Source organism: Pseudomonas sp. 1L-C-7-B-C1 (assembly GCF_057291635.1).
In genome coordinates this window covers 1-1,202 of the sequence record NZ_JBXAWH010000030.1, presented here as the reverse complement: position 1 = coordinate 1,202, position 1,202 = coordinate 1, and the positions used below count along the sequence as shown (strand labels likewise).

Genomic DNA, 1,202 nt, shown 5'->3' with positions numbered 1-1,202 from the left:
TGATCCAGGCCACGCATCAGCAATAACCGATCTTTGCTGAGGCGAACGACCGTCAGGTTTTCAATGGCGTTGAAGTGAAACAGCTTGACCTTGGGCAGAGGAAATTCATGGCTGCGTCCGTCGGCGTCATGAAACACCAAACTGTCACCCACACAATCAAACCGCGTAGTAAACGGCGTGATCCATCGCGCGCCCACCACGTCATGATCGAAGGCATCCAGACTCGAGCAATAAGTCCGCGTCCACTCAATCGGAAACGGCCCCGGCAGGCTGAAATCGGTATGACTGACCGACTCCGAGCCCATCGCAAAACTGATGCTGTTCCCCGTTGAGCCGCAGTTACAGGCGCAAGGACAGGCACATGTGCACTTCTTCAGTACGTTGGGCCGGCCCTTGGCAGGCTTCTCACGCTGAACAACTTCGAGTTTGCCTTCGCTGCCCCGACGCTTGGCCTGATTGGTCACTCCCGGCTTGATGTTGAAAGACTGACCATGCCCATTGCGGGAACGCCAACTTACAACCGCTCCAGCCAACGTCTGCAGCAACGCTCCAATCGAGTTTTGAACCCCAGGATCCGCTAGACCATTAATCTGGGCCCGAAGCTCTGACCCCATGGCGCGCAACGACTTAGCCTTTCTGCGTACCGGGTCTTTCAGCGCTTCAGGCACAAGATGTTCGACGGTGCCGTTGACGATTTTTTGGCCGGCTGCGATGTAAACATCGGCAACCGCGATGAAGATGTTGGAAATCGCGCCTTTGGGATCGTAGTCCCACTGCTTGCGCCCATCGCTGATCAGTTGCACCGCCTCAAGCAGACTGCCCTCGGCATCGAGATCGCCGTTGACCACGCTTTCCAGACCCTTGGCGATCTCGTTCAGCACGCCTTCGCCCAGCTTCCCCGCGTCATCGAGAATGCCAGCAAGCTTGGTCTGCGCCTGCATTACAAAGTCATCAAGCGTTCCAACGATGTCCGCATTGAGGTGCCCGATCAGCACCTCGATCAGCGAATCACCCAACACCAACTTCCCCGCCTGCCGCATCTCCTGACGCACCAGAAACAACGTCGGCCGTAAGCTCATCCGGGCTGCCGCCATAGTCGGCGGCGTTGGCAAGACGCCAATCAAATTGATGCCCAAACTGACCCAATCCAGCGGATCGCGCTTCTCACTCGTCGCCAGCCGAACGATGTCATTCAGCGCATC

The 1,202-nt window shown here is 57.2% G+C and carries 1 protein-coding gene; it reads right to left on the bottom strand.

Features of this window, described 5'->3' with window-relative positions:
• Positions 1-1,202 (bottom strand): DUF6531 domain-containing protein (locus AC0Z8Z_RS25205; RefSeq protein WP_485620942.1); only part of this gene is annotated, 1,202 nt, incomplete at both ends.